General features: G+C 44.5%; 24 protein-coding genes and 1 pseudogene. 17 read left to right on the forward strand and 8 right to left on the reverse strand.

Features of this window, described 5'->3' with window-relative positions:
• A pseudogene (locus IM456_RS06615) lies at window positions 1–405 on the reverse strand (RNA-guided endonuclease InsQ/TnpB family protein); the annotation flags it as partial.
• Window positions 406–496: 91 nt separating this feature from the next.
• On the opposite strand from IM456_RS06615, the gene IM456_RS06620 reads away from it, so the two are divergent.
• Window positions 497–1873: a cobyrinic acid a,c-diamide synthase CobB gene (locus IM456_RS06620; protein ID WP_287691439.1), complete on the forward strand. Its 1377-nt coding sequence runs from the start codon at window positions 497–499 to the stop codon at window positions 1871–1873.
• A 321-nt stretch (window positions 1874–2194) separates the two neighbouring features.
• Here IM456_RS06620 and IM456_RS06625 read toward each other — a convergent pair whose 3' ends face one another.
• Window positions 2195–2581, reverse strand: coding sequence for a hypothetical protein (locus IM456_RS06625; RefSeq protein WP_149985374.1), 387 nt, complete (start codon window positions 2579–2581; stop codon window positions 2195–2197).
• A 631-nt stretch (window positions 2582–3212) separates the two neighbouring features.
• Here IM456_RS06625 and IM456_RS06630 point away from each other — a divergent pair.
• Window positions 3213–5072: an iron uptake porin gene (locus IM456_RS06630; protein ID WP_149985373.1), complete on the forward strand. Its 1860-nt coding sequence runs from the start codon at window positions 3213–3215 to the stop codon at window positions 5070–5072.
• Window positions 5073–5119: 47 nt separating this feature from the next.
• Here the strand turns inward: IM456_RS06630 and IM456_RS06635 are convergent, their stop codons facing one another.
• Window positions 5120–5536: a CoA-binding protein gene (locus IM456_RS06635; RefSeq protein WP_287691436.1), complete on the reverse strand. Its 417-nt coding sequence runs from the start codon at window positions 5534–5536 to the stop codon at window positions 5120–5122.
• Between the two features lie 378 nt (window positions 5537–5914).
• Here IM456_RS06635 and IM456_RS06640 point away from each other — a divergent pair, with 378 nt between their 5' ends.
• The 6 genes from IM456_RS06640 (at window position 5915) to IM456_RS06665 (ending at window position 12683) form a co-directional block, all read left to right on the forward strand.
• A complete protein-coding gene (locus tag IM456_RS06640) occupies window positions 5915–6589 on the forward strand; it encodes a TIGR04283 family arsenosugar biosynthesis glycosyltransferase (RefSeq protein WP_287691434.1) in 675 nt (224 codons plus the stop codon).
• Between the two features lie 344 nt (window positions 6590–6933).
• Window positions 6934–7581, forward strand: a complete 648-nt coding sequence (locus tag IM456_RS06645) for a PEP-CTERM sorting domain-containing protein (protein WP_287691432.1) — start codon at window positions 6934–6936, stop codon at window positions 7579–7581.
• A gap of 229 nt (window positions 7582–7810) precedes the next feature.
• Complete coding sequence (locus IM456_RS06650; protein WP_287691443.1) at window positions 7811–8521, forward strand: superoxide dismutase; 711 nt, start codon at window positions 7811–7813, stop codon at window positions 8519–8521.
• Window positions 8522–8523: 2 nt separating this feature from the next.
• Entirely contained in the window at window positions 8524–9441 is a 918-nt protein-coding gene (gene thrB / locus IM456_RS06655; RefSeq protein ID WP_287691430.1) for a homoserine kinase, read from the forward strand.
• 219 nt (window positions 9442–9660) lie between these two features.
• Window positions 9661–11169, forward strand: a complete 1509-nt coding sequence (gene crtD, locus IM456_RS06660; RefSeq protein ID WP_287691428.1) for a C-3',4' desaturase CrtD — start codon at window positions 9661–9663, stop codon at window positions 11167–11169.
• Window positions 11170–11990: 821 nt separating this feature from the next.
• Window positions 11991–12683: a PEP-CTERM sorting domain-containing protein gene (locus IM456_RS06665; RefSeq protein WP_287691426.1), complete on the forward strand. Its 693-nt coding sequence runs from the start codon at window positions 11991–11993 to the stop codon at window positions 12681–12683.
• Between the two features lie 152 nt (window positions 12684–12835).
• On the opposite strand, the gene IM456_RS06670 is transcribed toward IM456_RS06665, so the two are convergent.
• Complete coding sequence (locus tag IM456_RS06670; protein ID WP_287691424.1) at window positions 12836–14173, reverse strand: histidine phosphatase family protein; 1338 nt, start codon at window positions 14171–14173, stop codon at window positions 12836–12838.
• Window positions 14174–14606: 433 nt separating this feature from the next.
• Here IM456_RS06670 and IM456_RS06675 point away from each other — a divergent pair, with 433 nt between their 5' ends.
• Entirely contained in the window at window positions 14607–15854 is a 1248-nt protein-coding gene (locus IM456_RS06675; protein WP_149985364.1) for a DUF4912 domain-containing protein, read from the forward strand.
• 97 nt (window positions 15855–15951) lie between these two features.
• Here the strand turns inward: IM456_RS06675 and IM456_RS06680 are convergent, their stop codons facing one another.
• Together IM456_RS06680 and IM456_RS06685 are read right to left on the reverse strand one after the other, a co-directional pair.
• Complete coding sequence (locus tag IM456_RS06680) at window positions 15952–17604, reverse strand: acetolactate synthase large subunit (RefSeq protein ID WP_149985363.1); 1653 nt, start codon at window positions 17602–17604, stop codon at window positions 15952–15954.
• A gap of 219 nt (window positions 17605–17823) precedes the next feature.
• Window positions 17824–18303: a hypothetical protein gene (locus tag IM456_RS06685; protein WP_002735718.1), complete on the reverse strand. Its 480-nt coding sequence runs from the start codon at window positions 18301–18303 to the stop codon at window positions 17824–17826.
• Window positions 18304–18576: 273 nt separating this feature from the next.
• Here IM456_RS06685 and IM456_RS06690 point away from each other — a divergent pair, with 273 nt between their 5' ends.
• The 6 genes from IM456_RS06690 (at window position 18577) to IM456_RS06715 (ending at window position 23710) form a co-directional block, all read left to right on the forward strand.
• The gene (locus IM456_RS06690; protein WP_287691421.1) at window positions 18577–19392 is read left to right on the forward strand and encodes a Cof-type HAD-IIB family hydrolase; all 816 of its coding nucleotides are present in this window, start codon (window positions 18577–18579) and stop codon (window positions 19390–19392) included.
• Between the two features lie 79 nt (window positions 19393–19471).
• Entirely contained in the window at window positions 19472–20206 is a 735-nt protein-coding gene (locus IM456_RS06695; RefSeq protein ID WP_287691419.1) for a dienelactone hydrolase family protein, read from the forward strand.
• Between the two features lie 96 nt (window positions 20207–20302).
• Window positions 20303–21160 carry a S1 RNA-binding domain-containing protein gene (locus IM456_RS06700; protein ID WP_287691442.1) on the forward strand — a complete coding sequence of 286 codons (858 nt, stop codon included), beginning with the start codon at window positions 20303–20305 and terminating at the stop codon, window positions 21158–21160.
• A 138-nt stretch (window positions 21161–21298) separates the two neighbouring features.
• On the forward strand, window positions 21299–22141 hold the full coding sequence (locus IM456_RS06705; RefSeq protein ID WP_149985360.1) for a DUF6671 family protein: 843 nt from the start codon (window positions 21299–21301) through the stop codon (window positions 22139–22141).
• 13 nt (window positions 22142–22154) lie between these two features.
• A complete protein-coding gene (locus IM456_RS06710) occupies window positions 22155–22814 on the forward strand; it encodes a class I SAM-dependent methyltransferase (RefSeq protein WP_149985359.1) in 660 nt (219 codons plus the stop codon).
• 26 nt (window positions 22815–22840) lie between these two features.
• Window positions 22841–23710: an NAD(P)-dependent oxidoreductase gene (locus IM456_RS06715; RefSeq protein ID WP_149985358.1), complete on the forward strand. Its 870-nt coding sequence runs from the start codon at window positions 22841–22843 to the stop codon at window positions 23708–23710.
• Between the two features lie 441 nt (window positions 23711–24151).
• Here IM456_RS06715 and IM456_RS06720 read toward each other — a convergent pair whose 3' ends face one another.
• Both IM456_RS06720 and scpB read right to left on the reverse strand, forming a co-directional pair.
• Window positions 24152–24502, reverse strand: coding sequence for a DUF760 domain-containing protein (locus tag IM456_RS06720; protein ID WP_002803308.1), 351 nt, complete (start codon window positions 24500–24502; stop codon window positions 24152–24154).
• A 135-nt stretch (window positions 24503–24637) separates the two neighbouring features.
• Window positions 24638–25156 (reverse strand): SMC-Scp complex subunit ScpB, encoded by a 519-nt coding sequence (gene scpB, locus IM456_RS06725; RefSeq protein WP_287691417.1) that lies wholly within the window; start codon window positions 25154–25156, stop codon window positions 24638–24640.
• Window positions 25157–25217: 61 nt separating this feature from the next.
• Here scpB and IM456_RS06730 point away from each other — a divergent pair, with 61 nt between their 5' ends.
• Window positions 25218–26030, forward strand: a complete 813-nt coding sequence (locus tag IM456_RS06730) for an inositol monophosphatase family protein (protein ID WP_287691415.1) — start codon at window positions 25218–25220, stop codon at window positions 26028–26030.
• 59 nt (window positions 26031–26089) lie between these two features.
• Window positions 26090–26854 (forward strand): ABC transporter ATP-binding protein, encoded by a 765-nt coding sequence (locus IM456_RS06735; protein ID WP_149985355.1) that lies wholly within the window; start codon window positions 26090–26092, stop codon window positions 26852–26854.
• The last annotated feature ends 17 nt before the right edge of the window (window positions 26855–26871 follow it).

Genomic DNA, 26871 nt, shown 5'->3' on the forward strand with positions numbered 1-26871 from the left:
AATAGGTAAAGGTTCTGTGCATTTAGCTAAATAGATTTGTTTGTCTTTAAATTTAAAAGCAGATTTGGTAAATTCGGCACTTCCTCCCTGATGTTTTTTCTTAAAGTTAGGATACTTAGTACGACCAGCAAAGAAATTAGTAAAAGCTGTTTGTAGGTGTCTTAACCCTTGTTGTAAAAGTACACAGCTAACTTCGTTTCAAAAGTTTAATTCTTCTTGTTTTTTCCAATGGGTTAGCATTGAAGAAGTTTGAGCGTAGCCTACTCTTTCTTGCTTTTCGTACCATGCTTGTGTTCTGACATGGAGAGCTTTATTGTAAACTAATCTTACACAGCCCAAAGTGCGCCGCAATAGCGACTCTTGTTTTGGTGTGGGGTAAAATCGGTAAGAATAGGCTTTTTCCATATCCCGCATTCTAGCATATATCGTGTAAATGCGCTAATATTTGACGGTAAAGCCGTCGTAGAACGACGGGGTTTCAGACCCAAAATTTTCGATGATCATCGCAGGAGAAAGAAGCGGAGTCGGTAAAACTACGATTACTCTGGCAATCTTGGCCTATTTAATCAGTCGTGGCGATCGAGTGCAATCTTTTAAAGTCGGGCCCGATTATATCGATCCCATGTTCCATACTTATTTTACCGGTCGCCCCTGTCGCAATCTCGATCCGGTTTTAACTTCTGAAGACTATGTAAAAACCTGTTTTGCCCAACATTGTCAAAATGTCGATTATGCTCTGATTGAAGGGGTAATGGGGCTATTTGATGGTATTCAATTAAGCGATACTCAATTTCCCGATTATGCCAGTACCGCCCATATTGCCCGTATTTTAGGGCTTCCTCTGCTGTTAGTTATCGATTGTAGTCGTTTATCTACCTCTGTCGCCGCTATTGTCCGCGGTTATCAATCTTTAGACAAAAATCTCCATCTAGCCGGAGTTATCCTCAATCGGGTTGGCAGCGATCGCCACCTGCAATTACTGCAAACCGCCCTAGAATCGATCAATATGCCGATTGTCGGGGTTTTGCGTCGTCAAGATTCCCTGACAATTCCCGATCGCCATCTAGGATTAGTTCCCAGGGATGAACTAGGAGAAATCAGGGAACTGCAAGATCAACTGGCTTCTATTGCCCAAAACTGCTTTAATTGGGACATTCTCTTGCCTTTACTGACTATTTCTCCCCAAGAGAACCCGAAAAATCCCACAGGAGCAAATAAGCTTTTTCCCCCTATCCGTATCGGTATTGCCAGAGATAAGGCTTTTAACTTTTATTACCCCGATAATCTCGATATTTTAGCCAATTTAGGCGCAGAATTAATCTTTTGGAGTCCCTTGCAAGGGGCAAATTTGCCCGAAAACCTGCAAGGGTTGTACTTTGGTGGCGGTTTTCCCGAAATCTTTGCCCCAGAATTAGCGGCTAACACCCCTATCTTAACCCAGGTGAGAAAAGCGATCGCCTCTGGAATGCCCACCTACGCCGAATGTGGGGGATTAATGTATTTATGTGACAAAATAGTTGATTTTGAGCAAAAAAACCATTCTATGTTGCAAATAATCCCCAAATCTGCTATAATGTCCCCGAAATTAACCCTAGGTTATCGGCAAGCCATCGCCAAACAGGAGACGATCCTGCTCAAAGCAGGTCAACCAGTGCGCGGCCATGAATTCCATCGCTCCCAATTAAGCGGGGTGAGCGACGCACCGATTTATCAACTGCAAGCATTCCCCAAAAGTGCTATCAATGCCGAAGGGTGGCAAGGTAAGAATCTGCACGCTTCCTATCTCCACCTACATTTTGGGGGCCAACTAAGCCTGCCGAAAAAATTTTTAGCTGCCGGCCTTGATTTTTTCCGCACAGCTGCGTTAAGCTAGTTGCAGATAAATTTGATAATCAATCCGTTAAGGGATACAGGAGGTGATGTCGATGGTAGAAAGTAGTAAAAGCATGGGTCTCCTAATCGACAATAGCCGGCTGTGCGCCGGGGCTGTTCTCTAGACCCCACGTCTAAACAAGATTTAGACTAGCTGGAGTTCCTTCCGGCAGTCTGGTGTCGATTCCGATGACCCGCTACACCGCCCTTACCGAGCAATTGGTAAGGGCGGATAGTTTTTGAGGGTTTCCCGTCATCTGGGAACCCCAGAACCAGAACTAATACCAATTTTTTCCTAAGTGAGCCTTTCTTGACTTTAACTCTACGGGCGCAAACTAACCCAGCGTCGCTTCTGGTTTGGGGACACCATTTTAACGCCTGTCACCGAGATAATATCATTGGCCAAATTCTCTGCCATCATGGGAATTAATCGATTTATATTATTCTCATAAGCTTTTATCCAGAATTTAGCTAGTTTCTCTCTAGCCTCCTCATTGACGTAGATAGTTTTATCTGGCGTAATCAATACCATTGCCACGTGACCGGAGTTTTCCGTGACGGCAAAGACAAGCTGATCCCGGTCGGACTTGAGACCTTCGTACCAGTAGTCTATGTGTTCTTCTAATTCGTATTCATAGAGAGCGCGTTCCATCTTGCCATCTTCTAGCAAGGCTTTACGCAGTGTATTGGCTATCTTTCTTTTTTTCATGGTCTTGTCCCTGTTTTTGTGGGCGCTAAGTTTTGCCCATTAGGCATCACTCCATATTTAAGAGTGCCACTATAGGAATCATCAATTAACTTTACAACAACCCAGTCCAGTCGTCGTTATCAAAATCACAGAACCTTGCCCGACTCGTCTAGATGAGCCTGTTATTTGAGATTAAGTTTTCTCTCTGCAAGGATTCTAACCTAGGGTTGGCTGAATAATGGTAAAACCCTTTTAAAATAAGGCTTTTGACTTGTTAAAATCCGATGTTCATGCTGCGAAAATAGGATTGGAACCTTCAAAAACCTGGCATTATCCTTCTTTTAGTACAAAAATTGTACAAAAAAGAGGGCAACAAAGCCTGAAACGACCAGCTACTGACTCGGAGACTCCTGACTCCTGACTCCTAACCCCACCAACAAACTTTTTGCCGCAAACCCTAACCTACTTTAGTTTTTGTTTAAGTGCCGTTAGGAGCGACAGGGTGGCCACTTTTTCAACTGGTCAAGGGAAAAAAAATGAGATCGCATCTTTCCCTAAGTAATTAAATTGTGTATAATGGCAAAAGAATAGAAAGGCTATATGCGTCGTCAAACTGTGTAGTCAACCTATAAGGTGTGAGGAAAAAACCATCATGTTAAGAATGTTCTGGAAATCATTGCTGGTTAGCCCAGCGATTTTAGGGGCTACCCTAGTAGCTTCCGCTAATGCTAGTAGCTTCGATCCCGCAAAATCTACCAGTGTTTCTACCGAATTTAACAATCTAGAAATCGCTCAAGTTCAGGACAACGCTGCAGGAACTGGCGAATTACTCAATCAGATCGAACAGTACGGTAACGAAGGTCAAGTTGCACCCGTACAGGGGAACACCATCGATCAAGTCACCAGCGTTAACCAACTGCGGGATGTTTCCCCCACCGCTTGGGCTTTCGAGGCTTTAAGAAGTTTAGTTGAACGCTATGGTTGTATTGTTGGTTATCCCGATCGCACCTTCCGCGGCGACCGAGCTTTAACCCGTTGGGAATTTGCGGCTGGTTTAAACGCTTGCTTAAACGTCATGGAACGTTTAATTCAAGATGGTGTCAACGTCCTCAAGGAAGACTTAGATGCCCTCAAGCGCTTGATGGATGAGTTCCAAGCTGAGTTAGCGGCCTTGGGAGCTAGAGTTGATAACTTAGAAAGCCGGGTGTCTTTCCTCGAAAATAACCAATTCTCCACCACCACCAAATTAGCTGGGGAAGTTATCTTCGCTGTCACCGATACGGTCGGTGCTGGTAGCCCCGCCTCCCAGGCCGCCATGCAATACCGCGCTCGTTTGCTGTTAAACACGAGCTTCACCGGTCAGGACGTACTGAAAACTCGTTTAGCGGCGGGTAGTGCCACTCCCTTCGGATTTGATTACAAATCGACCACCACACTACAAAATGGTGATCCCGCTTCCGTCAGATTCGATAATCTGCAAAGCCCTTCCCTATTCCAAACTTGGACCGCGGCCGGTAACGGTAGCAATGTGGTTCTCGACTGGTTGGCCTACTATACCCCGATTGACTTAGGTTATTTTGGTCGCTTCAATACCTATGTTGCCGCTTGGGGCGGTATTTGGAATGACTTCGTTCCCACCACTAATCCCTTCTTTGAAGACTTCGACGGTGGTAATGGTGCGCTATCTACCTTCGCTTCCGAAAACCCCATCTATCGTATCGGTGGTGGTTCTGGGGCCGGTGTTAGCCTACAGTTAGGCTTCCTCCAAAGCATTGTCGGTCCGACCTCCCTATCCTTGGGTTACTTAGCCGGTGGTGGTGGCTCTAGTTCTGCGGCCAATCCTAACCCGGGTAATGGTCTCTTTAACGGAGATTACGCCGCTTTAGCACAGATTAACGCTAACCTCTTTAACTTCCTCAACGTCGGCTTCACCTACGTTAACGCTTACCAAGGTGCCGATACCGCCATCTTCGGTAACGGTGGTTCCTTCGGTGTAACGGGTACTTCCGCCGCTAACCTTTCCCAAACTCAGTTAAATACCCTGCTCAACGTCAACGGCAACGATCCTGATAGCGTCACCCTACAGGATGAAGTCGGTTTCTTCAACTTCGGAGCCAAAGTATCCAATAGCTACGGTTTAACCGGTGCAGTGGATATTGGTTTCGCCAGCTTGAGTGCCTTCGGTTCCTACTCCACCGTGCGTTTACTCGGTCTCGGTGATGCGGAAGTGTGGACCTACGGTGCTGGTATTGCCTTCCCCGACTTGGGTAAAGAAGGAAATATCTTAGGTCTGTTTGCTGGTGCGCAGCCCTACATCGGTCACTTAAGCTTCCGGGAAATGGGTCTAAAAGTATCTAACATCGTTCCCTACCACGTTGAATTGTTCTACAAGTACCAAGTCACCGACAATATTTCTATCACCCCCGGTGTCATCTGGATTTCTGCACCTGAACAGTTCAAAGGCACTGGTAACGAGTGGATTGGCACTCTCCGCGGAACCTTTACCTTCTAGGATTTCCTAAATTAAACCCGAAACCCCACCCATGGTGGGGTTTTGTTTTAGGCAAATAGACGCTGATATTCTATCTGGATACAAGCATCCATAATTACATTTAAACCCGCCTCGATCGCCTTTTTTTCGGCAACTGGGTGATAAATTTTCAATTGTGTCCAAAGAGTAGCAGCCCGAATAGCAATAGCTGACTCGACAATTTCAGGTAAATAATCAGGATGACGAAAAACGTTAACAATATCCACAGGTTCGGGGATAGCCTCTAGAGAAGGATAGCAGCTTTGACCGTCAATTTGCTTGACCATCGGATTGACAGGATAGACTCGATAACCCACCGCTTGCAGGAATTTGGCTACCTGATAGCTGGCGCGACTCGATTTCTCAGAATGCCCGACCACTGCGATAATTTTACTATTGCTGAAGATGGTTTTGAGCGTACCATCGTCTCCTTTAATATTCGGCATTGTCCCACCTATCTTAGAACAGAGTTTCGCTTTCCATAAAGATGAAGTTTAACCTAATTTGGTATCGACTTTTGACTCCAGCTTTAGCCACTCTGAAGAACTGGCAGCAATGTTTAACTTTTCTACCGAAAAAACAGTTAAGTAGGTAGGTGTTAAAAGTTGTCAGACACCCCCCTTATCAAGGGGGGCAGGGGGGAGCCCCCCGCCTATCGGCACCCCCCTTATTAAGGGGGCAGGGGGGATCAGAGGCAAAATCTATCTTCTATTTAATTATAACTACTTACTTATTACACATCCCAGTCAATCCCGCGGTATCTGTAGGAAAATTTACCCGATGGTCGCCCCTAAATCCTGTGACTTTAGTTAGCGCAAAACCTGATGAATTATCTTAGTATTATCATTCCGACTCTTAATGAGGAGTTAAGAATTGCCGCAACGTTAAAACAGATAGGTGCGGGGGTAGAAATTATTATTGTCGATGGGGGAAGTACCGATAAAACTAGAGAAATAGCCGAACAATTGGGAGCGAAAGTAATTATTTCCCCCAGTAAAGGTCGTGCCTTACAGATGAATTTAGGAGCTAAAATAGCGAAAGGAGATATTTTGTTATTTCTGCACGGAGATACTTTACTTCCCCAGGAATTTCAAGAACAAATTATCGATACTTTATCCCAATCTGGAATAGTAGCGGGGTCCTTTGAATTAAAAATTGATGGAGAGGAAAAAACCCTGCGTTTAGTGGAAAAATTAGTTAATTGGCGTTCTCGCTGGCTTTCCCTTCCCTACGGAGATCAAGGAATATTTTTAAAAGCCTCAATCTTTGCCGATTTGGGCGGTTTTCCTGAGTTACCAATTATGGAAGATTTTGAATTAATACAAAGATTGAAAAAAAGGGGTAAAATAGCCATAGTTTCTGCTCCGGTGATTACCTCGGCAAGACGTTGGCAAAAATTAGGAGTTGGCAAAACCACCTTAGTTAATCAATTAATAATTATTGGTTATTATCTAAAAATTCCGCCGCATTTGTTGAAAAGTTTTTATCGTTTATGGTAATAAAGGCTTGCTTAAAAGGTATTTTAGGTGATTGTGCAATGTAGGGGCGCAACGCTTGCGCCCATAATGTGACATTGTGAACATTTTTCAGCCAATATCCAAGAGAGGCAAAGACAATTATACAATCGAAGAAACCCTACCAAAGAAGAGGTTTCCATGGGCAAAACATTAACAAAAGTAATCAAAAATGTGGGGGGGGTAAGCATTGCTTATTGGTAGCAGGCAGTACCAGTCTTTTGAAAAATACAATTATATAATCGAAGAAAACTTACCAAGGAAGAGTTTTCTATGGTGCAAACATTAACAAAAGTAATCAAAAATGTGGGGGGGGTAAGCATTGCTTATTGGTAGCGGGGGCAACTCTAGCCATCCTAACCCCTTTCCAAGCCGCCCAAGCGAGTGTTATCTTTAGCCAAGCTGCTAACTTCCCCGCTGGCGGCTCGTTCGCATCCCAAAATGATACTAATTCTTTCGGTAATTTTGCCACTGTTTACGACAACTTTAGTTTCTCCAGTGACAATTTAGTTGATGGTGTTGACTGGGTGGGGGGTTATTTTAATCCCCCAACAGCAGCACCCATCTCCTCCTTTGCCCTCTCTATTTTCGGTAATAACGCTGGTCAGCCCGGTTCTTTGCTTTTCTCGGAAACGATAACGGGGAATGCGGGGGAAACTTTTATCGGCACAGACAACAATGGCCGTCTCACCTATAGTTATAGTGCGAGTTTGACCAACACTTTCCTCGCCCAAGCTGGTGCAACCTATTGGCTGGCCATTGTTCCTAGTCTTGGATTTCCGCCCCAGTGGGGATGGTACACCAGCAGTGAGGGCGACGGTGTTGGTTATCAAGACTTTTTCGGGAGCCGCTTTCAACGTGACACGGATTTTGCCTTTAGTCTGACCGGCCAAAAGGTTCCCGAACCTTCGGCAATTTTAGGATTATTAGGTTTAGGACTTTTAGGCATCGTTTCTCAATTCAAACAAAAACGATAAATTGACAAGTGTGGGGATGGGATTTTTTCCCTCCCCACTTGAGGAAAAACGCGCTCTAGAAACCTTCCAAATTTAACTCTTAATTTTAGGTAAACAATTTTTTTAAAATTCCCCAGCAATTACTCAAAAAATTTGACATCTTATAGCGGACAGGTAAAAATTAAAACTTTTGTCTGCCAAGGCACCGATCGATAGGATAATTGATCATCGGAACATCTGCTCTGAGAATATGTCTCTCGATCGCCGTCAATTTCTTTATCTTTTAGGTGCTACCCTTGGCACAGCCACTCTTGCCGGTTTTAACTCTGCAGCTTTTGCCGCTACCGGTCCCTATAGTCTTATTGCCCTACCCTATAGCTATGATGCCCTAGAACCTTATATTGATAAGGAAACGATGCAATTTCATCACGATAAACACCATGCAGCCTACGTTAATAATCTCAATCTGGCAGTGGCAAAATATCCAGAATTGCAGAAAAAAACAGTAGTAGAATTAATTAAAAATCTTGACTCTTTACCCGCCGATATTCGCACCACTATCCGCAATAATGGCGGCGGCGATCTTAATCATACGATGTTTTGGCAAATTATGTCCCCCGATGGTGGTGGCGAAGCAAAAGGAGAAATAGGAGCGGCAATAATCGCTAAATTTGGCAGTTTCGAGGAATTTAAAAACGCTTTCAACCAAGCAGGTACTAAACTTTTTGGTAGTGGTTGGACATGGTTGGTTTTAAATAAGTCAGGACAACTGGAAATTACCAGCACTGCCAACCAAGATAGCCCCCTAATGAAGGGATTACAGCCAATTATGGGCAATGATGTCTGGGAACACGCCTATTACTTAAAATACCGTAATCAACGGGCTGAGTATTTAAAACAGTGGTGGAATGTGGTTAACTGGGAGGAGGTAAATCGCCGCTATGTTCAGGCAAAAGCTTAACGATGACAACTTTTACGGTAACAGTTCCCGCTACCACTGCTAATATTGGGCCCGGCTTCGATTGTCTCGGAGCGGCCTTAACCCTATATAATCAGTTTACTTTTACCCTGCTGCCGGCAACAACAGCTAACCCTGTCAGCATTATTGTCAAGGGAACTGAATCAGCTAAAGTTAGCCAAGGTGCTGATAATTTAATCTATACTTCTTTTTTGCAAGTTTATCAAAAAATAGGACAGAATCCGCCCCCTATCGCCATCGAGATCGGTTTAGGGGTTCCTCTGGCTAGAGGTTTAGGTAGTTCTGCCACTGCTATTGTCGGTGGGTTAGTGGCCGCTAATCAATGCGCCGGAAATCCTTTATCTATGGGGGAAATCGCCGCATTAGCGATCGCATTGGAGGGACATCCGGATAATGTGGTGCCAGCTTTGCGGGGCAACTGTCAGCTATCGGCAGGAGATAGCACAAATTGGGCTATTTGTCAAGTATTTTGGCAAAAAAATCTCATTCCCGTCTTGGCGATTCCCGATTTTGAACTGGCTACGGAAAAAGCTAGGGCGGTTTTACCGGAAAAAATTAGCCGTCAGGAGGCAATTTTCAATATTTCCCGCTTGGGTTTATTATTGCGGGGATTGGAGACGGGTAACGGCGATTGGCTGAGAATTGCCCTAGAGGATAAACTGCATCAACCCTATCGCCAATCTTTGATCCCGGGTTACGAAAAGGTGAAAAAAGCCGCCATTAACGCGGGTGCTTACGGGATGGTAATTAGTGGCGCAGGTCCCACCCTATTGGCTTTAACTAACCCCGACAATGCCCAAAAAACAGCCACAGAGATGAAAAATGCTTGGCAGCAAGTGGGGATTAACTCTGAGGTGAAAATTTTAGCTTTAGATACCCTAGGGGCGCGGGTAAACTGTTAAGAGTCCCTGGCAGATGGGTGTAGGGTGTGGGGTGTAGGGTGTAGGGTGTGGGGTGTGGGGTGTGGGGTGTGGGAAGAATAAATAAAAATAATCTCCTGAATCCTGACTCCTAACTCCTGACTCCTGACTCCTGTCTCCTGCCTCCTGCCTCCTGACTCCTGTCTCCTGACTCCTAACCCCACCAACAAACTTTTTCAGCAAACCCTAATTATTAAGAAAATGACGCGAATTACCGTTATTGGTGCAGGGATTGGCGGACTAACGGCGGCGGCATTATTGGCGCGTCGAGGTTATCAAGTCACAGTATATGATCAGGCGCTCGTCCCCGGAGGTTGTGCCTCGACTTTTTCCCGTCGGGGTTTTACCTTTGACGTGGGGGCAACTCAAGTGGCAGGATTAGAAGTAGGGGGCATTCATCAGCGCATTTTTGCCGAATTAGGGATAGATTTACCCGATTCTGTCCCCTGCGATCCCGCTTGTGCCGTTTTTCTGCCGGGGGAAACCACTGCGATTAACGTCTGGCGCGATCCGCAAAAGTGGCAAGAGGAAAGACAAAAACAATTTCCGGGCAGCGAACCTTTTTGGCAATTATTACAAAAACTCTTTCAAGCAAGTTGGCGTTTTCAAAGTCGCGATCCAGTTTTACCCCCGCGCAACTGGTGGGATTTAGGGCAATTAATCGCCGCTTTGCGTTTAGATACTGCCATTACCTTCCCCTTTACTTTGATGACTGTGGGAGATGCTCTGCGATTATACGGCTTAGAGAGGGATAAACGCCTAAAAACCTTCCTTGATCTCCAGTTAAAGCTTTATTCCCAAGTTACTGCCGATGAAACCGCTTTACTTTATGCCGCCACCGCTTTAGCAGTTTCTCAGTCTCCCCAAGGTTTATCCCACCTTCAGGGTAGTATGCAGGTATTAAGCGATCGCCTAGTAGCAGCTTTGGAAAAATACGGCGGTAAATTGCAAATGCGCCACACAGTGGAAAAAATACTGACAGAAAAGGGAAAAGCCACGGGAATTATCGTCAGAAATCAAAAAAATGGCCAAATACATCCAGAAATGGCCGATGAAATTGTCGCTAATATCCCGATCCAAAATTTACCACAATTAATCGATCGCGAAGCCATTCCCAGTCTTTATCACCGGAGAATCGAAAAACTTCCCCCCGCATCTGGTGCTTTTGTGGTTTACTTAGGAGTCGATCGCGCTGCTATTCCCCCCGATTGTCCTCCCCATTTGCAATTCCTCTACGATTACCATGGCATAATCGGCGAAAATAACTCTTTGTTTGTTTCCGTGAGTAAAGAAGGGGATGGTCGCGCTCCAGTGGGAAAAGCGACGATTATTGCTTCTTCCTTCACCGATACCAGTCTTTGGTGGCGAAAAGGAGAAGATAATTATCAGCAATTAAAAGCAGCATACACCCAAGAGGCGATCGAGCGTCTCGGTAATTATTTCCATCTTAGTCCTGATCACATCGTTCACATCGAATCAGCTACTCCTCGCACTTTTGAACGGTTTACGGGGCGAAATCAGGGCATTGTCGGCGGTATTGGTCAAAGATTGTCCACTTTTGGCCCTTTTGGCGTAGCGACGCGCACTCCGATCCCCCATCTTTGGTTAGTGGGAGATTCCACCCATCCGGGAGAAGGCACTGCCGGAGTCAGCTATTCGGCGCTAACCGTAGTTAGACAGATTGAGAATAAATTATTAGCTTCTAGTTAAGTGGGTGGGTGGAATTAAATCCGACATTCCGCACATCTTCATATACCTTTATATAGGGCTTGCTGAATAATGGTAAAACCCTTTTAAAATAAAGCTTTTGACCTGTTAAAGTCCGATGTTAGTGCAAGAAAATAGGATTGGGACTTTCAAAAACCTTGCATTATCCTTCTTGTAGTACATCGCTTCGTACAAAAAACAAGGGCAACAAAGCCTGAAACGACCGGCTCCTGACTCCTGACTCCTGACTCCTGACTCCTACCCCCAGGAAAAACTTTTTCAGCAGACCCTATATATTTTTACATTCCCCAAGATGTTTTGACGAAAAAGCTTCATTGTAGAAACTACTATTGAGAACATTTTCAATAATTGATTTTTTTTGAGAAAAAAAATTACAATTCTTCACCTTGATGAAAATCGATCCTTGTAGCTACAATCTTTACTGGCAAAGGGTTGTAAGCAATGTATTAGTAAAAATTATCAATTGAATGTTAAGAAGTGTGGAAGGTGGGTTGTAATTAGGGTTTGCTGAAAAAGTTTGTTGGTGGGGTTAGGAGTCAGGAGTCAGGAGTCAGTAGCCGGTCGTCGGGAGTTTCAGGCTTTGTTGCCCTCTCTTTTTGTACCAAACGTGTACTACAAGAAGAATAATGCAAGGTTTTTGGGGGTCCCGATCCGATTTTCGCAGCATGAACATCGGACTTTAACAGATCAAAAGCCTTATTTTAAAAGGGTTTTACCATTATTCAGCAAGCCCTAATTATTCTTTACAAAGATGAGAGGATTTTTCGTACCTGCTCTGATACTCTGGTTTTTATTCACCTTTAATGAGAGGAAATAACCTAGTGAAGCTCAATGCCCTTAATTCTTTAGCTTTCGCCACAGGGACAGTAACTCTACTGTTAAGTAGCGTGTCTTCTGTTAGTGCTTATACCATTTATACAAATCGGACTGCCTGGGAAGCGGCACTCGCCGCTAACCCCTCGTACAAGATTACCACCGATACCTTTAGCAATACTATTTCTTCGGCACAGTCAATTACCCTAGATTCAGGGATTGTTTCCACTAATTCCGCTCCTCCCACACTGCCTAATCCTCCGTTTAATAACAACAGTGTTAACGTCGTCACTTCTGGTGCTTACGATAATGCTACCCAAGCGGGTACAGTTAATAGTGCTTCTAATACGATAACCTGGCAGTTTCCTGCTCCCGTGTGGGCATTCGGTGCTGATTTTTTCAGTACTAATACAGACAGGTTAACCTTGATAGGGAATTTCGATGGCACAGGGAACCAAACCATTCTCGTCAATAATACAATTGGTGGACGTGATGGCTTTCTTGGTATTGTCGGGACGGCAGAATTTAGTTCTGTTGTCTTTAGCAATAATACGACAACTGTCGATGGTTTTGAAATTGACAATGCTTCCTTTGCCACCAAAGTTCCTGAACCCAATGCGGTTGTTGCTTTCGCCATACTTGGGGGTAGTCTGTTCTTAATTAAGAAAGCCAAGGGCAGCTAACCAGCTGATAATCAGTAATCAGTGAAAAGATGGCAAGAAACTGCTATTTAATACTGCACACTTACCACATACTGCTCACTTAAAACTCAAATCTGATAACTGTTAACTTACCCACTGATAACTGATAACTGATAACTGATAACTGATAACTGTTATAAAGCGCCGGCTGCCGTGCGATCGAGTATTCCCGATCCTAGATGAGAGGTAATATTAATTGCTTGCAGGACCGGTTGAGAGTCAACCCCTTTAGGATAATCGATAACGCTAACCGCGCCATTTCCCTGTTTAATATTCCAGAAATTAGCGGGTTTTAAACCCAATAAATAACAAAGAATCACCTTATTAATGGCATCGTGGGCCACTACCATAATTGTCTTAGGACTATCGCTATTACTATAGGTTTTAACGATTTGCCGCCAACAAGCGATCGCTCGATCCCAAACTTCCTGTAAATTCTCCCCTTCCGGCATTTGTACGGTTTCCGGGGCATTTTTCCATTCTTCTAACATCCCGGGGAAACTCGCTTCAATTTCCTCCTCTAATTTGCCTTCCCAAAGTCCGTGACAGATTTCTGTCAGATCGACTTGGGTATCTAAGGTGACATCGGGGTGATATTGCAGGATAATTTGGGCAGTTTCCTTGGGACGGGACAAAGGACTGGTGACAGCGTGATCGATCGCCGTTTCTCGCAGAAATTCGGCGGCTTTCTCAGCTTGAGTCTTGCCATTATCATTGAGAGGAATATCGCGCACCCCTTGAAAACGTTTATCCCGATTCCATTGGGTTTCTCCGTGACGCACAAGCAGCAGCCTAGAACCTTGGAAAGGAGGACGCGGTGGGGGTAAAGCTATCCCTAAGTGTGCCGTTTGATTGAGGGATTCCACCTGGACAGGATCACCAAAATCACCCGTAAAATTGAGAACATTAACGCAACAGTTAGATTGTTGCAGGGAATGGTATAAGGAAACCGGAATACCGATGGCACTGAGGATTAAACAGCGATTAATGCCGTTATGGGCAACAATGAGTATAGTTTGGCCCTCGTGTTGGGGAATAATTTCTCGCCAAAAATCCTGGGCCTGTTGATAGAGGGAGAGAACGGGATAATGTTCTTGACCATCGGGCAGTATCATCTTAAATTCGTGAGGTTTTTGGTGCCAATCCCGATATTCTTGGGGGTATTGAGCTTTTACCTCCTCTTTGACCATATTTTCCCAGATAGGCAGATCGATTTCTAGTAACTGCGAACTGGGTTGAATGACGGGAGAGTTATTTAAACGAGACTGAATCACCTCAGCAGTAGATTTGGCTCTTTGGAGAGGACTACAGTAAAAAGCGGCGATATCGATTTGACTGAGGGCATTTCCTACTTTTTCCGCATCCAGATGGCCTTTTTCCGTCAAAACCGAGCCATCACTGCGACCTTGTATTTTCTGCTCTGCGTTATAACTGCTTTGTCCATGACGAACAATAATCACACGGGTAGCCAAGCGGTTCAGTCTCCTTAACTAAAAGTCTCAATATCAGATTACAGGCGATCGGGATCGGAGTACAGTCTCGTTAGGGGATAGGGATTAGGGGAAATGGGGAAGTGGGGGAGTGGGGACGTGGGGGAATTTCAACTAAAACCCCAACACCCTAAAACCCCAACAGCCAATAAGAATATCAAAACTTCCTGACATAACAATCTTTTTGGGATCAAGGGTTTGGCGGTTTTGTCAAGAAATCATGACAAGGTACTTGGTCAAAATTGGAATCTTACTGTTTAATAGGTATTTATAACAAGCGATTCCCTTGATCCCCATCGAGTGGATCTCTCGTTCACACAGCAATCGATGAGTAGTTAGAAGGATTACCCAGATCACTGCTTTTGCAAATGCTCAAAAACATTTGCCGTCGTAACTAATCGGAGAGTGTCAACTCATGGTCCCAGAATACCCACCCTTAGATGAGATGACCTTGCGGCAGCTGCGACGAGTTGCCAGTCAATACAGCATCTCTCGTTACAGCCGGATGCGGAAAACGCAATTAATTGAGGCAATTACCCAAGCTATGGGAGTAAGCGGCAATTTTAAATCTACTATTAAAGAGGAAAAACCAGTGGAAGCAGCAAAATTTGAATTAGGTCAAGCTAACCCGATCGAAGATATCCTAGGTTCGGTGGATGATGGTTTAGGAGATCTGCCCGGTGGCTACGGTGAAAATCGCATTACCCTCCTACCTCGCGATCCTCAGTGGGCCTATGCTTACTGGGATATCCCCAACGAATCAAAAGAATATCTACGTCGTCAAGGGGGACAACAGTTAGCCCTACGTCTTTATGATGTCACCGATATCGATCTCAATAGCCAAGGCGCGCATAGCGTCCAAGAATATCTCTGTGATGAATTAGCCCGGGAATGGTATTTACCGATTCCGGTCAGCGATCGAGATTATGTTATCGATATCGGTTATCGTTGTGCTGATGGTCGTTGGTTAGTTTTGGCCCGTTCTCCTTTAGTGCGGATTCCTCCCGTCTATCCTTCCGACTGGATTGAAGATGTTTTTGTCACCGTTAACTGGGAAGAAGAACTGGTGGGTAAAACTGTTTACGAACTCGTTCCCCCCAGCAAGCGCTACGGCAGCAGTGCCGGAACCACGGGAACTAGCCCCATCTACGACCAAATTTTCGAGAGTGTCGGCGACATCGAGGCCCTACGGGTGGCCGGTTCCTTGTTTGGTTCCATGCAGCACGTCGCTGGTTCCGTACCGATGTCGGAAGTGATCAGTTCTTATGTATTCCCCTCCGGGGTTGGTATGTGGGCAGTTCCCACGGTATCGGGGCTAACCGCTTCCGGTATCGGCATAACTGCTTCTGGTATCGGTATGGGTGCTTCGGAAACCCTACAACGTCCGCGCAAATTCTGGTTAGTAGCCGATGCAGAATTAATCGTCTATGGTGCTACCGAACCCGATGCCACCGTAACTATCGGTGGTCGTCCGATTAAACTCAATCCCGATGGCACTTTCCGCTATCAGATGTCCTTCCAAGATGGTTTAATCGATTATCCGATTATGGCCGTGGCCGCCGATGGTGAACAAAATCGTTCTATCCACATGAAATTTACCCGGGAAACCCCCTCTCGCAATACCAACACTAAAGATGAGGCGGTTCTAGAATGGTTATTCTAGATCGGGTTTTCTAACGTTACCAAAGCCAACCTAATTACTTCCCCCTAACTGAGATTTAGTTAGGGGATTTTTTGGGGATTGTCAACGCTATCAACTTCTATTCCCAAATCTGACAGCTTAGATCGCCCGATTTTTGGGAAAGACGCAGATTTTCACCGTAATCGACGGGAACATCGATCACCGTAGGCACCTCTTGCCGGAAAGCCTCCTCTAGTGTCGGGATCAAATCCTGAGTAGATTCCACCCGATAGCCTTTTAATCCCATACTTTCGGCAAATTTAACAAAATCGGGATTACCAAACTTAATAAAAGAAGATGTCCCAAAATAGTTTAACTGCTTCCATTCGATTAAACCGTAACCGCCATCATTAAAGATGAGAGTGACGAAGGGAGTTCCCACCCGCAAAGCTGTCTCCAATTCCTGACAATTCATCATAAAACCGCCGTCTCCCGTCACCGCCACAATGCGCTTATCGGGATAAACTAACTTAGCGGCGATCGCACCAGGGATAGCAATACCCATAGCGGCGAAACCGTTAGAAATAATGCAAGTATTGGGACAATCGGAGTGATACTGGCGCGCCATCCACATTTTATGAGCGCCCACGTCACAAATAGCGATATCTTCCGGTCCCATCACCTGACGCAGATCGTAGATCAATTTTTGTGGCTTGATCGGAAAACCCGTATCATTGGCATAGGTTTCGTAATCGGCCCGAATTTCCGTCTTTAATCCCGCGGTGACGGGAGTTGGTTTATTCTGGCGATCAGCCCGTTTGAGGATATCGATGAGAGAATCGGTGATATCACCCACCACTTCCACCACCGGCGCATAACTGCTGTCAATTTCCGCCGGAGTCATGCCGATGTGAATAATCGGTAATTTCCCCTCTGGATTCCATTTTTTCGGGGAATACTCGATTAAATCGTAACCAACAGCGATAATTAAATCACTGCGATCAAAGGCACAACTAATCAAATCCCGTTGCTGTAATCCTACCGCCCAAAGAGCCAGAGGATGGGTATAGGGAATCACCCCCTTACCCATAAAAGTGTTAGCCACAGGGATATTCAAGGCCGTGGCGAATTCCGTTAAAGCCTCACTAGCATTAGCGCGAATTGCCCCATTTCCCGCCAAAATCAAGGGATTTTTCGCTTTAGAAATCACCGCCGCCGCCATATTCAAAGTCCGATAGGAAGCGTAAACTTTTTCCTGACTATCGAGGGGCAAGGGATGACCATCGGCAGCCATAGCGGCGATATTTTCGGGAAGATCGATATGAACTGCCCCCGGTTTCTCACTTTGGGCGGTTTTAAAGGCTCTCCGTACCACTTCTGGGGTGATACCCGGCCGCACGATCTGTTTATTCCATTTCGTCACCGGGGCGAACATGGCCACCAGATCCAGGTATTGATGGGATTCAATGTGCATACGATCGGTTCCCACCTGGCCGGTGATGGCCACCAAGGGTGCCCCATCCAAGTTAGCATCGGCTACCCCTGTCATCAGGTTAGTCGCCCCCGGTCCTAAAGTGGAGAGACAAACCCCCGCTTTTCCCGTCAAGCGTCCATAGACATCGGCCATAAAAGCCGCGCCCTGTTCGTGACGGGTGGTGATAAATTTGATCGAGGAGTTTTTCAGGGCTTCCAAAACATCGAGGTTTTCTTCCCCGGGTAGCCCAAAAATATACTCGACCCCTTCATTCTCTAGACATTTAACTAGAAGTTCGGCTGTGTTTAATTCCCCCATAGTTCCCTCCTGTAGAGCTTACTTCATCAGTAAAGTCTCTAGAGATAGTTCATCCCGGCGGATTGAGGTTGTTGCGCTCAACTCGTCGGGATGATATCAGTAGACTATATGTACCAATGTAGCTGACTAAAATTTTGTTTAAGTCTATCCATATACCATTGTGACTTAGATCTTGACCCTTGGCAGATTATTTATTAGCACAATTGGGGAGAATTTTTTTTAGGCCGTTAATTCTTCGGCGGCGTGGGCTAGTTGGGCGGCGACTTTGGCTAGATAGGGACGACTTAACCACCAGATAAAGGGGGACAGCCAACCCCGCAGGGTGACAGAATAGGAAATATAAGTACCACAGAGGGTTGATTCCACTTGGTAGGTCATTTTTTGTTCCATGCCGGGGATAGCGAGGACTCTTAGGCTGAGGAGTTCCCCAGGCCGGACATTTTCCACGAAAACCCGGATAGGAATGGGAGTCAGACGGGTGACAGCTTGATAGATTAACCCCGGTTTAGCGATTAAACCCAAGGGAACATCAGCCTTGGCAATCAAAGGATGCCAAGAGACATCGGCCACATTGATTAATTTTTGCCAGAGGACATCGACGGGGGCGCTACTGACCACCCGATAGGTTTTGTAGAGTGAAAACTTACAGAATAGTCTGCCTTTGGCCGCTACAATCCTTAGGGAAAAATTGAGAATCACCGATTGCCCCCCGCAAAAATAATCCAGGTAATCTTCTATTCTAGAAAATAAATGGCTTTCCGGGAGTGTGAGCTTTTGATAATTTTAAGATATGGCCGTGAGCTATGATCAGCCGTCAGCCGTCAGCTTTTTTCTCCCCCCTCCCTGATACTTTTTCAACGCAATTAGTAACTATGACCTAGTAGATTTATTTGGCACGACCACTTAATTCTTACCCTTTTTGAGGGGGGAAGTGGCAAACTATTAACTGTTACCGTTGAATGGGAAAAGACTGTGGATATTCGCTTAATCGTTGTCGATGTGGATGGAACGATCGCTGGTAATAACAATCAGGTTAATCCGGCTGTGGTGCAAGCTGTCTCAGCCGTCCAAAAAAAGGGAATTCCCGTCGCTATCGGTACTGGTAGGATGTACCGCTCGGCTTTACGCTTTCATCAACGCCTTAAATCCACTTTACCTTTAATTGCTTACAATGGCGCTTGGATTCAAGACCCTGTTTCCCAAGTTCACCATCGACATACCCCCATTTCCCCCGACTTAGCGATCGATCTTTTAGATTATCTCGAACAACCCCAATGGAAGGAGAAAATCTCCCTTAATTTTTATATGGACGATGTGCTTTATGTGCGGCAATTAAACGCGGAAACGGAATTCTATCGCCAGCGATCGGGTATTATTGCCGAAGCCGTGGGAGATTTACGCAAAGTTGCCCACAAAACCACTAAAATCCTGGCCATGGGAGAAGATAAGCAATTTATCGCCGAGATTTGGCATCATTTACAGCAACGCTATCAAAATCAAGATTTATACTTTACCCAATCGAGTCCGACTTTTTTTGAAGTTACCCACGTTGATGCCACTAAGGGAAGCGCCACCCAATTTTTGGCCGAAGATATCCTAGGATTACAACCGCAAAACGTTATGGCGATCGGTGATAATTTTAATGATGTTTCTATGCTCACCTATGCGGGTGTCGGTGTTGCCATGGGTAATGCTCCCCAAGCTGTTAAGGATCAAGCCGATTGGGTTGCCCCCAGTGTAGACTTAAATGGGGTGGCCGCAGCCTTAGAAAAGTTTGTTTTAATTTGATTTAGGAGTCGGTCGTCGGGAAAATTTTGACTTTTTACTTTAAAACCAAAAAACCAATCCGCTTTTCATCGAGAAAATTATGACTATTAATACGCAAACTGTTACGATTCCTAACAAAGATATTGACATAGATGCCTATTTAGCCATTCCCGATCGAGTGGGAATTTATCCAGCAATTATCGTGATTCAGGAAATATTTGGCGTAAACGACCATATTCGCGATGTCACGCGCAGAATCGCCCAAGAAGGCTATATAGCGATCGCTCCTGCCATTTATCAGCGATTCGCTCCGGGTTTTGAAACGGGGTACAGTATGGCAGATATCGAAATCGGTCGTCAGTACAAAGAACAAACCAAAGCAGCCGAATTAATCAGCGATATCCAAGCCACCATCGATTATCTTTATAGTTTGCCACAGGTGCAAAAAACCGGTGTCGGCACGATCGGTTTTTGTTTTGGTGGTCATCTGGTTTATCTTGTCTCCACTCTAGAGGATATCAAAGTTACTGCCTCTTTTTACGGTGCGGGAATCACCACGGGAACCCCTGGGGGTGGCCAAGCGACAGTGAAGGTGACTCCCCAAATCAAAGGGACAATCTACGCATTTTTCGGGGTGTTAGATGCCAGTATTCCTCAAAAGCAAGTGGATGAGATAGAACACGCATTAACCCGTTATCAAATTCCTCATCGAGTTTTCCGCTATGAAAACGCCGACCATGGCTTTTTCTGCGACCAAAGAGCTAGTTATAATGCTAATGCGGCCAAATCTGCCTGGGATCATGTGCTAGAGTTATTTAGCCTTCTTAAATCTTAATGGTCTGACTCCTCAAGCTTCAGCTTACACTGGAAGCAGATCGAAATTATACTTGTAACCATTCTATTTATCATGACACCGAACCCTGCCTTTTCCATGGACGATTTTGCCAAAGCTCTTGATCAATACGATTATCAATTTGAAAAAGGGCAGATCGTGCGCGGGAGAGTCGATCAACACACCTCCGATGGAGCATTCATCGATATTGGCGGCAAATCCTCCGCTTTTATTTCTTTAAGGGAAATTTCCCTGGAAAATGTTACTTCCATTGCCGAAGCTTTACCCATAGATGCAGAATTCGATTTTCTGATTACCCGTGGACAGGACGCGGAAGGACAAGTTACCCTGTCTCTGCGGCAATTATTACTACAAAAAGCTTGGGAAAATGTTAGGGAAATCTCCGAAAGTGGCAAGTCGGTGCAGCTGCGCGTCACGGGGGTGAATAAGGGGGGAGTGACGGGAGAAGTGGAGGGATTAAAAGGATTTATCCCTCGCTCCCATTTAATCGAAAAAAATGATTTAGATTCCCTCATCGGACAACTTTTAACCGCAACTTTTATTCAAATCGATCAAGAAAATAATAAATTAGTTTTATCTCAACGAGAAATTGCTCGCGCTAACGCTATCAGTCAATTAGCTGTGGGTAAATTATTAAGTGGCACCGTGGTTAAATTACAACCCTACGGTGTTTTTGTCGATTGCGGTGGAGTGACGGGATTACTCCATGCTAAACAGGTGACGGGAGCCTCTTTTAATTCTCCCATGACTTTCTTTAAAGTTGGTCAAGCAATTCAAGTGGTAGTCGCGGAAATTGACGAATATAAAAATCGCATTTCCCTATCCACAAAAATCCTCGAAGCGCACCCCGGCGAAATTCTCGAAAACTTTGCAGAAGTCATGGAAACAGCAGCAGAAAGATTACAACAAGCTCAGGGAAAAACCCCAGAAACTTAGTGTAGGGTGGGTTAGGCGACAATAACTTAGATATTTTACCACCTATTTAGTATTCGCCGTAACCCACCATCAGTCATCAGGTGAATTTGTCTCCTGTCTCCTGTCTCCTGTCTCCTGTCTCCTTTTTACTTGACAAAGATGTTTCAAGATCGGATAGCAATTTTAGGGACTATGCACGGAAAAGAGCGGGTGATTGCACCGATTTTAGCGCAAGAAATAGGCCTTAAGGTGATTGTACCCGATAATTTTGATACCGATCGCTTTGGCACTTTTACCCGGGATATTAAGCGCATCGGGACACAAATTGAAACCGCTCGCAGCAAGGCACAACAAGCGATCGAGCTTTCGGGATACGATATCGGAATTGCTAGTGAGGGTAGTTTTTATCCCTATCCCCACTTGCCGTTGATTTCCTGTAATCGTGAATTGATTTTATTGCTCGATCGAGTCCATAATCTAGAAATAATTGGTCAAGCAATAGTCACGGAAACTAATCACGCTCACCAAACTGTAACTAATCTAGCAGATGCTTTAGAATTTGCCGAAAAAATCGGCTTTCCTAGTCATGGTTTAGTGGTGATGTTTGATAAAAATTCTCTCGACTCTGAGCATATTTTTAAGGGAATTACTGACCAGAAAAATTTAGTTAAAATTGTTGAAGATATTCTTGACAAAAACGGCAAAGTACACCTAGAAACCGATATGCGCGCTATGCACAATCCCACGCGGATGAAAGCAATTGTTGCCGCAACAGCAAATCTTGTTCAGAAACTTAATCAATTATGCCCTAATTGTGGTTGTCCGGGGTTTGATATTATCGAAAGAACATCGGGTTTACCCTGTGGTTTATGTCACTTTCCCACCTCTTTGATTAAACTGGAACTATACGGTTGTCAAAAGTGTGATTATCGAGAGGAAAAACTCTTTCCCAACGGTCAAAAAACTGCCGATCCGATGTATTGTGAATATTGTAATCCTTAAAGATAGCTTTTCTATGGAAAGAATTTTAGAACCAGAAGTAATGGATGATCGGGAAGAAGCGATCGAATATGATGCCATGGACTTCACGGAAGTTAATACTAATTTTGCTAAAGAAGCCGTACAATTGGCTGGTATTAATGCTAGGGTGTTAGATGTGGGAACTGGTACTGCACGCATTCCGATTATGCTCAGTCAAATACGTCCCCAATGGCAAATTATCGCTATTGATCTGGCCGATTCTATGTTAGAAATTGGTCAAAAAAATATCCTGAATGCTAACTGTCAAGAACAAATCAAATTGGAGAAAGTTGACGGAAAAAATCTTCCCTACCAATCCGAGCAATTTGATTTAGTTATTTCTAATAGTTTAATCCATCATCTCGAAAATCCTCTACCTTTTTTACAGGAAATTAAGCGAGTTTTAAAACCGAATGGCGGCATCTTTTTAAGAGATTTATTCCGTCCCGATTCCGAGGAAATAATTAAGGGGATGGTGAGAGAAATCGATCCTAATTTTTCTCCCCGACAAGCGCAACTATTTAAGGATTCTCTCCAGGCAGCTTTTACCCTAGCAGAAATCGAAGATTTAATCCAGCAATCGGGATTAAAAAATGTTAAAATTTATCAGTCTTCCGAACGTCATTGGACAGCCATAAAAACAAGTAAAAACTAATCACTAAATCAGGAAAAAATTGAGTTATGAAAGTTGGATTTTTGGGAACAGGATTAATGGGAACGCCAATGGTAGAAAGATTATTAAATCAGAAAATTCCTGTTATTGCCTATAATCGCACCTTAGAAAAATTAGCACCTTTACAGCAGTTAGGAGCCAAAACAGTTAGCTCCCCTGAACAAGTTATTCAAGAGGCAGATTGTCTAATTTTAATGTTAACTAATGCTGCCGCTATCCAAGAGGTTTTAGGATTAAATTCCGAGCAATCTAACTTCAATAATCGGACTATTATCCAGATGGGAACTATTGCTCCTTCTGAAAGTAAACAACTGCGAGATCAAATTGTGGCTAAAGGGGGAGAATATCTAGAAGCACCCGTGTTAGGAAGTATTCCCGAAGCTAAAAATGGGACTCTCTTAGTTATGGTGGGAGCAACGGAGAAACAGTTCCATCAATGGTCAAATTTATTAGCACATTTTGGTCAAGAACCGATGTTAATCGGGGAAGTGGGAACCGCCGCGGCATTAAAATTAGCTTTAAATCAATTAATTGCTTCTCTAACCAGTGCTTTTGCTTTGAGTTTAGCTTTTTTATCCCGGCAAGGAGTAGATCTAGAAAAGTTCATGACTATCCTGCGTCAAAGTGCCTTATATGCGCCTACTTTTGACAAAAAATTAACCAGAATGTTAGAAGAAAATTATGCTAACCCTAATTTTCCCACTAAACATTTACTCAAAGATGTCAATCTTTTTTTAGAGGAATCGGAGAAGTTAGATTTAACCACTTTTCCCCTAACAGGAGTACAGAGCCTTCTTGAAAAAGCTTTAGAAATGGGATTAGCAGAACAAGATTATTCAGCTTTATACGAAGCGCTGAAAAAAGAATTAAGTAGGTAGGCGTTAAAAATTATCAGACACCCCCCTTATCAAGCGTAGGGTTGATTCATGAATCAACCCTACCTTATCAAGGGGGGGCAGGGGGGATCGAACCTAAAATCCATTTTTAATTTAATTATAACCAGCTACTTATAAACCGCTTGGCAACATCAAAAAGACTCTTTTTGGTTTGTCTAGTCGGACAACTGATAGGAAAAAAAACGGTAAAAGGCTTTAAATTTTCCTTAAGCTTTGTTGAGGTAGCCGGAAGAGGGGGTTAGAGTGGGAAGTGATGGAATTTTGGGCATATTTTCCTATGACGTTGACTGAATTTGGATTATTAGCGGGTTTACTTGTCCCCGGTATCCTGCTCTCGATTTTGGTGATGGTGAGTTTTGCCAAAGGGGGTTAAAAACCGATAGAGACACCGATGAAAGTGTCTCTATCTTTTTGGGGTGAAGATTAATCTATTTTTGGTTTTTTGCCTAATTTAATTGATTCTGTAGCTAACAAAATTGATTCTAAATGATGGCGCTTCTCCACTTGACCGAGGAAATAACCTGTCATCATCGCTGAAGCGAGAAGATTCGCCAAATTCTCGCGGTCGGTGGTAATTTGTACCGCAAAATCCTCTGAGGGCAACATTCCCACCAATCCCTTGACGTTTTGCGAGATAATATCTTTAATTTCGCTACTGACCGATTGGGCTATTCTCTCAAGGGTTTCAGGATGCTGCTGCTGGAGATACTGCATCAGACAGTTATCATTTTGTTCTTCGGTTTCCCAGGGAAAAAAATCAGGATTAAAAGTCATCAGAACTCCCACGCTGTAGTGGTTATTAGATTTAGGTTAACAAATCGCTCTTCTTGATTGCCCGAAGTCCCTCCATATTCCTCAAGTTTAGCTCAGTGATCAGAAACATTCACCCCTAATATACCCTCTCTCTCCTTATTCCTGATCGGTAGGTTCCAGAATACCCTGTTCCCTAAGATTGTCAACCTCGAAATATTGATGAAATTTATCGGTTACTTCTAACCAGTAGGATCTACCTTCGTTTTGCTTGCGTTTTCTCACAAATCCTCGTTCTACCAAGTCCTGAACCTGTTGATAGGCCGTACTGCCTCGTAAATTAATTAAATCCGCTTGCAAAATCGGTTCTTTCAGTGCGATCGCTGCTAAAGTACGGAGGGTTCCTGTGCCTAATTCGGCCGGGATCAGGTCTTCGATCAAATTCTGATAAGCTGACCGCAATTGTAAACTATAACCGAGGGGGGTTTCCACCACTTCCAAGGCACTATCCCGGTGGGCATAATCGGACATTAACTCGATCATGGCATCTTCCACCGTCAAGCGATCGCTGTTGGTTAATGTCACCATCTCGGTTAAGGGGACAGGCTGCCCTTTTAGGTAAAGTATCGCTTCTAGACGGGTAGCTAGTCTGATCTCCTGGTGGGCTTCCGCGCTCAATCTCGACTACCTAAGTTTAGACAATGATTTAATATTCTACTAGAAGACGAACGAGAAAATTATGGAAACTTTTTGGAGTCAGGTTTTAGACTTTTGTTATCAGGCTACCGAGCAGGTGGGCGATCGCCTACTAGCTGATTTTGGCAAATTACAGGCCACCAATAAAGCAGACGGGACTTTAGTGACGGCTGCCGACCGTTGGTCCGATGGCGAATTGCGATCGCTAATTGCCAGCACTTTCCAGGATCATGGAGTCCTAACCGAGGAAACTACCCATATTTTCCCAGATCAAGAATGGTGTTGGGTCGTGGATCCGATCGACGGCACGACTAATTTTACTCGCGGTATTCCCATCTGGGGCATTTCCCTAGGACTTCTCTACCGGGGGACTCCCGTGTTCGGATTTGTTTATCTCCCCTGCCTAAAACAGGCCTATTATGGTTATTGGTACGGTGAGACGGGTTTAACCGGTCCAGAGGGAGCCTACCGTGATGGTCAACCGATTCACACCAGCGACGATTTTCCCAGCAAAAATCATCTGTTTAATCTCTGCGCTCGTAGTACAGATATATTAAAAAATCCCTTTCCCTGCAAAGTGCGGATGATAGGAGTGGCTAGTTATAATCTGCTTTTGGTTGCCGATGGCACTGTCTTGGGAGGAGTGGAAGCAACCCCAAAAGTCTGGGATATTGCTGCGGTTTGGGCAATTCTACAGGCCGCTGGCGGGGTATTTATCTCTTTAGGAGAAAAGATTTTTCCCTTGCAGGTGGGGGAAAATTATAGCGATCGATCCTATCCCTGTTTAGCCGTGGCTCGATCGAATTTAGCGCCGGTTTTCTTGCCTTTAGTCGGTTTTCTCAAGGATGTTGCTTGAATGGAGAATTGCTCAGGTTAGAATAGCTGCATTTATTGGTTTTATCTCTATATTATTTCATGAGTTTTGATACTTCCTCTCTCAGCGAACGCAACGATAAAGCCGAAGTCTATCAGCCAGTAATTATTCGCCTCGAAAATGTATCTAAAATCTACGGCAGTGGCGAAACCATGGTTAAAGCTCTTAATAACGTCAATTTAAGCCTGAAAAAAGGGGAATATTGCGCTATTATGGGGGCTTCGGGTTCGGGAAAATCCACGGCCATGAATATTATCGGCTGTCTTGATCGTCCCACCTTGGGAGCTTATTATCTAGAAAATCTGGACGTTTCCACGCTGCCGGATGGGGATTTAGCCCAGATTCGCAATCGTAAAATCGGCTTTGTTTTCCAGCAATTCCATCTTTTACCCCAGATGAGTGCGCTAGAAAATGTCATGTTACCGATGATTTATGGTGGGGTTTCTCCCCAAGAAAGAAAGGAAAGAGCGATCGCTGCTTTAACGAGGGTAAAATTGGATAATCGACTGCACAATAAACCCAATCAATTATCGGGGGGACAACAGCAGCGCGTCGCTATTGCCCGGGCAATTGTCAATCAACCCATATTATTACTTGCTGATGAACCGACGGGGGCGCTAGACTCGAAAACTACCCAAGAGGTGATGGCTATTTTCTCGGAATTGAATAACAGTGGCATTACTATCGTCATGGTAACTCACGAGGCTGATGTGGCGCGTCACTCTCAGCGCATTATCTGGTTTAAGGATGGTGAAGTGGTTTATCCTAATCTCGCACCGACGGATTTACACGAGGTGATTGGGTAGGGTGGGGATTTTTCAGT

The sequence above is a fragment of the Microcystis sp. M079S1 genome (assembly GCF_020246425.1).
Lineage (GTDB): Bacteria > Cyanobacteriota > Cyanobacteriia > Cyanobacteriales > Microcystaceae > Microcystis > Microcystis aeruginosa.

Excerpts from the sequence above, each read along its gene's own strand:
- IM456_RS06620 (WP_287691439.1), top strand. The coding sequence starts at position 497 with ATGATCATCGCAGGAGAAAGAAGCGGAGTCGGTAAAACTACGATTACT.
- IM456_RS06625 (WP_149985374.1), bottom strand. The coding sequence starts at position 2,581 with ATGAAAAAAAGAAAGATAGCCAATACACTGCGTAAAGCCTTGCTAGAA.
- IM456_RS06630 (WP_149985373.1), top strand. The coding sequence starts at position 3,213 with ATGTTAAGAATGTTCTGGAAATCATTGCTGGTTAGCCCAGCGATTTTA.
- IM456_RS06635 (WP_287691436.1), bottom strand. The coding sequence starts at position 5,536 with ATGCCGAATATTAAAGGAGACGATGGTACGCTCAAAACCATCTTCAGC.
- IM456_RS06640 (WP_287691434.1), top strand. The coding sequence starts at position 5,915 with ATGAATTATCTTAGTATTATCATTCCGACTCTTAATGAGGAGTTAAGA.
- IM456_RS06650 (WP_287691443.1), top strand. The coding sequence starts at position 7,811 with ATGTCTCTCGATCGCCGTCAATTTCTTTATCTTTTAGGTGCTACCCTT.
- thrB (WP_287691430.1), top strand. The coding sequence starts at position 8,524 with ATGACAACTTTTACGGTAACAGTTCCCGCTACCACTGCTAATATTGGG.
- crtD (WP_287691428.1), top strand. The coding sequence starts at position 9,661 with ATGACGCGAATTACCGTTATTGGTGCAGGGATTGGCGGACTAACGGCG.
- IM456_RS06665 (WP_287691426.1), top strand. The coding sequence starts at position 11,991 with ATGAGAGGAAATAACCTAGTGAAGCTCAATGCCCTTAATTCTTTAGCT.
- IM456_RS06675 (WP_149985364.1), top strand. The coding sequence starts at position 14,607 with ATGGTCCCAGAATACCCACCCTTAGATGAGATGACCTTGCGGCAGCTG.
- IM456_RS06680 (WP_149985363.1), bottom strand. The coding sequence starts at position 17,604 with ATGGGGGAATTAAACACAGCCGAACTTCTAGTTAAATGTCTAGAGAAT.
- IM456_RS06695 (WP_287691419.1), top strand. The coding sequence starts at position 19,472 with ATGACTATTAATACGCAAACTGTTACGATTCCTAACAAAGATATTGAC.
- IM456_RS06700 (WP_287691442.1), top strand. The coding sequence starts at position 20,303 with ATGGACGATTTTGCCAAAGCTCTTGATCAATACGATTATCAATTTGAA.
- IM456_RS06705 (WP_149985360.1), top strand. The coding sequence starts at position 21,299 with ATGTTTCAAGATCGGATAGCAATTTTAGGGACTATGCACGGAAAAGAG.
- IM456_RS06710 (WP_149985359.1), top strand. The coding sequence starts at position 22,155 with ATGGAAAGAATTTTAGAACCAGAAGTAATGGATGATCGGGAAGAAGCG.
- IM456_RS06715 (WP_149985358.1), top strand. The coding sequence starts at position 22,841 with ATGAAAGTTGGATTTTTGGGAACAGGATTAATGGGAACGCCAATGGTA.
- IM456_RS06720 (WP_002803308.1), bottom strand. The coding sequence starts at position 24,502 with ATGACTTTTAATCCTGATTTTTTTCCCTGGGAAACCGAAGAACAAAAT.
- IM456_RS06730 (WP_287691415.1), top strand. The coding sequence starts at position 25,218 with ATGGAAACTTTTTGGAGTCAGGTTTTAGACTTTTGTTATCAGGCTACC.
- IM456_RS06735 (WP_149985355.1), top strand. The coding sequence starts at position 26,090 with ATGAGTTTTGATACTTCCTCTCTCAGCGAACGCAACGATAAAGCCGAA.